This window comes from Streptomyces pathocidini (assembly GCF_001418495.1).
GTDB classification, from domain to species: Bacteria; Actinomycetota; Actinomycetes; order Streptomycetales; family Streptomycetaceae; genus Streptomyces; species Streptomyces pathocidini.
The window spans coordinates 1-6,298 of the sequence record NZ_LIQY01000240.1 but is presented as its reverse complement, the minus strand read 5'-3'; the positions used below and the strand labels follow the sequence as shown (position 1 = coordinate 6,298).

At 74.4% G+C, this 6,298-nt stretch carries 6 protein-coding genes; all 6 read right to left on the bottom strand.

From position 1 onward, the window contains the following. A partial coding sequence (locus AOK16_RS13180; protein ID WP_240483547.1) for a hypothetical protein occupies positions 1-415 on the bottom strand: 415 nt, incomplete at its 3' end. A gap of 142 nt (positions 416-557) precedes the next feature. Further along, positions 558-1,355: a type III pantothenate kinase gene (locus AOK16_RS13175; RefSeq protein WP_055472452.1), complete on the bottom strand. Its 798-nt coding sequence runs from the start codon at positions 1,353-1,355 to the stop codon at positions 558-560. 2 nt (positions 1,356-1,357) lie between these two features. After that, the gene (nadC, locus tag AOK16_RS13170) at positions 1,358-2,326 is read right to left on the bottom strand and encodes a carboxylating nicotinate-nucleotide diphosphorylase (protein ID WP_079101328.1); all 969 of its coding nucleotides are present in this window, start codon (positions 2,324-2,326) and stop codon (positions 1,358-1,360) included. Positions 2,327-2,366: 40 nt separating this feature from the next. Next, positions 2,367-4,184, bottom strand: coding sequence for an L-aspartate oxidase (locus AOK16_RS13165; RefSeq protein ID WP_079101327.1), 1,818 nt, complete (start codon positions 4,182-4,184; stop codon positions 2,367-2,369). After that, entirely contained in the window at positions 4,181-5,050 is an 870-nt protein-coding gene (gene panC, locus AOK16_RS13160) for a pantoate--beta-alanine ligase (RefSeq protein ID WP_055472450.1), read from the bottom strand. Before panC ends, AOK16_RS13165 begins: the two co-directional genes overlap by 4 nt. Next, entirely contained in the window at positions 5,047-5,970 is a 924-nt protein-coding gene (locus AOK16_RS13155; protein WP_055472449.1) for a Rossmann-like and DUF2520 domain-containing protein, read from the bottom strand. The genes panC and AOK16_RS13155 overlap by 4 nt, the downstream gene beginning before the upstream one ends. Between the last annotated feature and the right edge of the window lie 328 nt (positions 5,971-6,298).

Here is a 6,298-nt window from a genome sequence, read left to right as displayed (position 1 = left end):
CGGTGCGAAGGCCGGCGCCGGGCTCCGTGTTGGTCTCGGCGCCGGCCTTCGCACCGTTCGAGGCGCCCGGTCTGGCGGCGCACAGGGAGCGGAGCGCGGCCAGGTCGGCCGCGGCGGGGGCGTAACCGGCGGACAGGACGTCCTTGAGCCGCTCCAGGTAGCCGAGGGCCGCGCCGGGGAGGGCGGCGCGGTAGCGGGCGAGGTCGTCCAGGAGGAAGGCGCGGAGTCTGCCGCCTTCCCGGACCGCCTCCTCCACGGCTTCGGCGAGCCGGAACAGCTCTTGGACCTCCATCTCCCGGTCCGCCCCGAGGGGCAGAGGGGATGGCTGCAGGGCGATGGCGAGGGCGCGGCGCAGGACGCGCAGCTCATCGGCGCTGAACGCCATGGCGCCGCGGGAACCGTATGGCGTGGGCATGAACCGACTTTAAGTGCTAAGCGGACAAATTTCTCTTAGCGGACAGATCTGGGGGTGTCGGTGAGCCGGACAGCCGTACGGGCCCTCACCCCGCGGCACCCGTCCAAGACCTCACCCCGCGGCACCCCTCCACGCGCGCGTGCTACCCGCGGGCGACGTTCCGCTCGTAGACCAGGCGGAGGCCGATCAGGGTCAGCCAGGGCTCGTGCTCGTCGATGACCGAGGACTCGCCCAGCACCATCGTGGCCAGGCCGCCGGTGGCGATCACGGTGACCTCGACCGGGTCGTCGGCCAGCTCGCGTGCCATGCGCTCGACCACGCTGTCGACCTGGCCGGCGAAGCCGTAGAGGATGCCGGACTGCATGGCCTCGACGGTGTTCTTGCCGATCACGCTGCGCGGGCGGGCCAGTTCGATCTTGCGCAGCTGGGCGCCGCGTACGCCGAGGGCGTCCACGGAGATCTCGATTCCGGGGGCGATCGCACCGCCCACGTACTCGCCGCGCGCCGAGACCGCGTCGAAGGTCGTGGCCGTGCCGAAGTCGACGACGATGCAGGGGCCGCCGTAGAGCTCGACGGCGGCCAGGGCGTTGATGATGCGGTCGGCGCCGACCTCCTTCGGGTTGTCCGTGAGCACCGGGACGCCCGTCTTGACGCCGGGCTCCACCAGGACGGCGGGCACGTCGCCGTAGTAGCGGCGGGTGACGTCGCGCAGCTCGTGCAGCACCGAGGGGACGGTGGAGCAGATGGAGATGCCGTCGATGCCGTCGCCCAGCTCCTCTCCGAGGAGCGGATGCATGCCCATCAACCCCTGGAGGAGGACGGCGAGTTCGTCGGCGGTGCGGCGGGCGTCGGTGGAGATCCGCCAGTGCTCGACGATCTCCTCGCCGTCGAACAGGCCGAGGACGGTGTGGGTGTTGCCCACGTCGATGGTGAGCAGCATGGTCAGCCGTCCTCGCGCAGGTCGAGGCCGATGTCGAGGATCGGCGAGGAGTGGGTGAGCGCGCCGACGGCGAGGTAGTCGACTCCGGCCTCCGCGTACCCGCGCGCGTTGTCCAGGGTGAGGCGGCCCGAGGACTCCAGGCGGGCGCGGCCCGCGACCAGGGCGACGGCCTCGCGGGTCCGCTCCGGCGTGAAGTTGTCCAGCAGGATCAGGTCCGCGCCCTGCTCCAGGACGGGCTCGATCTGGTCCAGCCGGTCCACCTCGACCTCGACGGGCACGTCCGGGAACTCGGTCCGTACGGCCTTGAAGGCGGCCGCGACGCCGCCCGCCGCGACGACGTGGTTGTCCTTGATGAGCGCGGCGTCGGACAGCGACATGCGGTGGTTGACGCCGCCGCCGCAGCGCACCGCGTACTTCTCCAGGGAGCGCAGCCCGGGCGTGGTCTTGCGGGTGTCGCGGACGGCCGCGCCCGTGCCCTCCAGGGCGTCGGCCCACGCGCGCGTGGCGGTGGCGATGCCGGAGAGCCGGCACAGCAGGTTGAGGGCGCTGCGCTCGCCGGTGAGCAGGTCGCGGGTGCGGGTGCGGATGCTGAGCAGCCGCTGGCCGGCCTGGACGCGCTCGCCGTCCTCGACGTGCCGCTCGACCTCGAAATCGTCGGTGCACACGACCGAGAGGACCGCCTCGGCGACGCGCAGGCCCGCGACCGTACCGGCCTCGCGGGCGGTGAAGTCGGCGGTGGCGACGGCGTCTTCGGGGATGGTGGCGACCGTGGTCACGTCCACGCCGTGGTCGAGGTCCTCCTCGACGGCGAGGTGCGCGATGTCCTCGACCTGGACGGGGTCCAGGCCCGCGGCCGTGAGCAGCGCGGCGAGATCCGGGTCGAGACCGCACTCCAGCGGGTCGACGCCGTACTCCTCGTCGTCGCCCGCGCCGCAGCCGCACGCGTCGCCGCAGCCGCCCGTGGCCGGCATGGCCAGGGGGAGCAGGGTGAGTTCCACAGGCTGTGGACGATCAGGCGTGTTCACGGGTGTCCCCTTCAGGGTGGGTGGTGGGTGCGGCGTCCGCGGCCCTTACGGGCGGGAACTGTGCCGTGGCGGTGCCGCTCGTGGCGAGCGAGCGGTCCGGCAGCAGGCGTACGACGAGATGGTGGCGCCCGTGCTCGTCGTCCCGCTCCGGCCGGTCCTCACGCCAGTGGCAGCCGCGGGTCTCCTCACGCGCGCGTGCCATGGCGACCAGCGTGCGGGAGACCAGCAGGAGGTTGGTGGCCTCCCAGGTCTCGACGCAGGGTTCGGCGGTCTTGCCGTCCCTGTCCAGGGCCGCCGACGCCTCGGTGTGCAGGGCCTCCAGGGCGACGGCGGCGGCGGACAGGCTCTCGGCGCTGCGCAGCACCCCGGCGCCCGTGGTCATGGTCCGCTGGATCACGTACCGGGTCTCGGGGGCCTGGAGCGGGGTCCGGGCCGTGGGGTGCGGGACGGGGACGCGGCGGCCGGGAGGCCGGGCCGTGATGTCCGCGGCGATGCGCTCGGCGAACACCAGCCCTTCCAGGAGGGAGTTGGAGGCCAGCCGGTTCGCGCCGTGCACGCCGGTGCAGGCGACCTCGCCGCAGGCGTAGAGGCCCGGCACGGTCGTACGGCCCGACAAGTCGGTGCGGACGCCGCCGGAGGCGTAGTGGGCGGCCGGGGCGACCGGGATCGGCTCGGTGACCGGGTCGATGCCGTGGGCGCGGCAGGCGGCGAGGATGGTGGGGAAGCGGGCGGCCCACATCTCGGCGCCGAAGTGGCGGGCGTCCAGGTACATGTGCTCGGCGCCGAGCTCCCGCATGCGCCGCACGATGCCCTTGGCGACGATGTCCCGGGGCGCCAGCTCGGCCAGTTCGTGCCGGCCCCGCATGAAGCGGACCCCGTCGGCGTCGACCAGGTGCGCGCCCTCGCCGCGCACGGCCTCCGAGACCAGGGGCTGCTGCCCCTCGGCCTCCCGGCCCAGGAACAGCACGGTGGGGTGGAACTGGACGAACTCCAGGTCGCTCACCTCGGCCCCGGCACGCAGGGCGAGGGCGACGCCGTCTCCTGTGGAGACGGCCGGGTTGGTCGTGGCGGAGAAGACCTGGCCCATGCCGCCGGTGGCCAGCACCACGGCGGGGGCGTGCACGGCGCCGACGCCGTCGCGCCGGCCCTCGCCCATGACGTGCAGGGTGACGCCGGCGGTGCGGCCCTCGGCGTCGGTCAGCAGGTCGAGGACGAGCGCGTTCTCCACGGTCTCGATGGCCTGGGCCCGTACGGCCGCCACGAGCGCGCGGGAGATCTCCGCGCCGGTCGCGTCGCCGCCCGCGTGCGCGATGCGGCGGCGGCGGTGGCCGCCCTCGCGGGTCAGCTCGATCTCGCCGGTCTCGGCCGAGGTGTCGAACTCGGCGCCGATGCCGATGAGTCGGCGTACGGCGCCGGGGCCCTCGGTGACCAGGACGCGCACCGCCTCCTCGTCGCACAGCCCGGCGCCCGCGACGAGCGTGTCGTCCAGGTGCTGCTGGGGGGTGTCGCCCTCGCCGAGCGCTGCGGCGATGCCGCCCTGCGCCCAGCGGGTGGAGCCGTCGTCGAGCCGGGCCTTGGTGACGACCACGGTCCGGCGGCCGGCCGCCGCGCAGCACAGCGCGGCGGTCAGCCCGGCGACGCCTGAGCCGACGACGACCACGTCGGCCTCGATGGCCCAGCCGGGGGCGGGGGCGTGGAGGGTGAGGGCCCGGTGCTCGCCCTGCCCCAGGAGGAGGCCGGTTTCGCCGGGCCTTAGGGGCCTGCCCACCGCGGCGGGCTCCCTGGTTATGCCGACGGCGGTCATCTGGCGGCTCCGAAGTGCAGGCGGACGTTGTCGATCAGGCGGGTGGCGCCGACCTCGGCGGCGACGGCGAGGACGGCCTCGCCTCGGAAGTCCGGCGGGGCTTCGGTGAAGTCGGACGGGTCGACCAGCGCCAAGTAGTCCGAAACCAGCGGCGGTTGGAGCCCGGCGGCCTCCTCCAGGGCCTGCCGCGCGGCCTCTCGTACGGCGTCCGGGCCCTTGGGGAGGGCGTCTCGGCCCGCGAACAGGGCGCGTGACAGGGCGAGTGCCGTGGTGCGCTCCGGCGCGGAGAGGTAGCGGTTGCGGCTGGAGAGGGCGAGTCCGTCCCGCTCCCTTACGGTCGGGACGCCGACGATCTCGACGGGGAAGTTCAGGTCGCGCACCATGCGGGTGATCAGGGCGAGTTGCTGCGCGTCCTTCTGCCCGTACAGCGCGATGTCGGGCCGTGTGAGGTGCAGCAGTTTGGCGACGACGGTCAGTACGCCGTCGAAGTGGCCGGGCCGGGAGGCGCCTTCGAGGCGCTCGCCCATCGGGCCCGCGGCGATGCGGACCTGGGGCTCGCCGCCGGGGTAGACCTCGTCCGCGGCGGGAGCGAACACCGCGTCCGCGCCCGCCTTTTCGGCGATGAGCAGGTCGGCGTCCAGGGTGCGGGGATAGCGGTCGAGGTCCTCGCCCGCGCCGAACTGGAGCGGGTTGACGAAGACGGTGACCACGACCTGCCCGGCCTCTCCGGCCAGGCTCCGGGCCTCCCTGATGAGAGTGGCATGGCCTTCGTGGAGGGCGCCCATCGTCATCACGACGGCGCGCCTGCCCTGGCGGGGCAGGGCGGCCAACTCGGCGGCGGTGCGGGCCAGTCGGGTGCTCGTCACGGCCGTCCCCCGTCCGCCAGGACCTCAAGGAGGTCCTCCGCCAGCTCCGGCTTCAGCATCCCGTGGGCGAGCGCGCGGTCGGCGGTCGCGCGGGCCATCGCCAGATAGCCGGCGACCGTCTGCGGGGCGTGCTCGCGCAGTTCGGCGACGTGGGCCGCGACCGTACCCGCGTCGCCCCGCGCGACCGGACCGGTGAGGGCCGCGTCGCCGGAGCGCAGGCTGTTGTCGAGGGCCGCACCCAGGAGCGGGCCGAGCATCCGGTCGGGGGCCTCGACGCCCGCGGCGCGCAGCAGCTCCATGGCCTGGGTCACGAGCGTGACCAGATGGTTCGCGCCCAGGGCGAGGGCCGCGTGGTAGAGCGGGCGGTTCTCCTCCGCGATCCACTCGGGCTCGCCGCCCATCTCGATCACCAGCGCCTGCGCGGCCAGCCGCAGCTCCTCGGGGGCCGTGACGCCGAAGGAGCAGCCCGCGAGGCGCTGGACGTCGACGGGCGTGCCGGTGAAGGTCATGACGGGGTGGAGGGCGAGCGGCAGGGCGCCGGCGCGCAGCGCGGAGTCGAGTACGCGCGCGCCGTAGCGCCCGGAGGTGTGCACGAGCAGCTGCCCGGGGCGTACGGCTCCGGTCTCGGCGAGGCCTTCCACCAGGCCGGGCAGGGTGTCGTCGGGCACGGTCAGGAGCACCAGCTCGGCGGCCTCCATGACCTGGGCGGGCTCCACGATCGGCACGTCCGGGAGCAGGGCGGCGGCCCGGCGCACGGAGGCGTCGGACACCGCGGAGACAGCCACCGGGCGGTGTCCGGCCAGTTGCAGGGCGGCGGCGAGCGCGGGGCCGACGCGGCCCGCTCCGAGGACGCCGACGGTGAGCCGGGCGGGACGGTCCGCGGGGCGGTCCTTCGGCTCTGGGGAATGTGATGCGTTCACGGGGACGGCCTTCCGTTCCAGTCCGCCAGGGGTACCGGACGTATCCCCGCCATGCTACGCGAGTGTTTCCGGGGGCCGGCTGCCTGTCCACAGGCCGCTGAGGGCCGCCCCGACGGGTGCGCCGCGGAGTTATCCACAGGGCTGGGAGGGGCGGGGCGGGTGCGCGATGATCGAGCCATGAGCGAGGCGAGGAAGTCGAAGGGGAGGTCCCGGAGCGGCGGGGCAGACGGCGCCGACCGCGAGAGCCCGGAGGCGCTGCGGCACCGGCGGTTCGCTGCCTGGCACGGCGCGGAGCGGATCCTGTCGCGCGGTGGACACGGGCAGACGA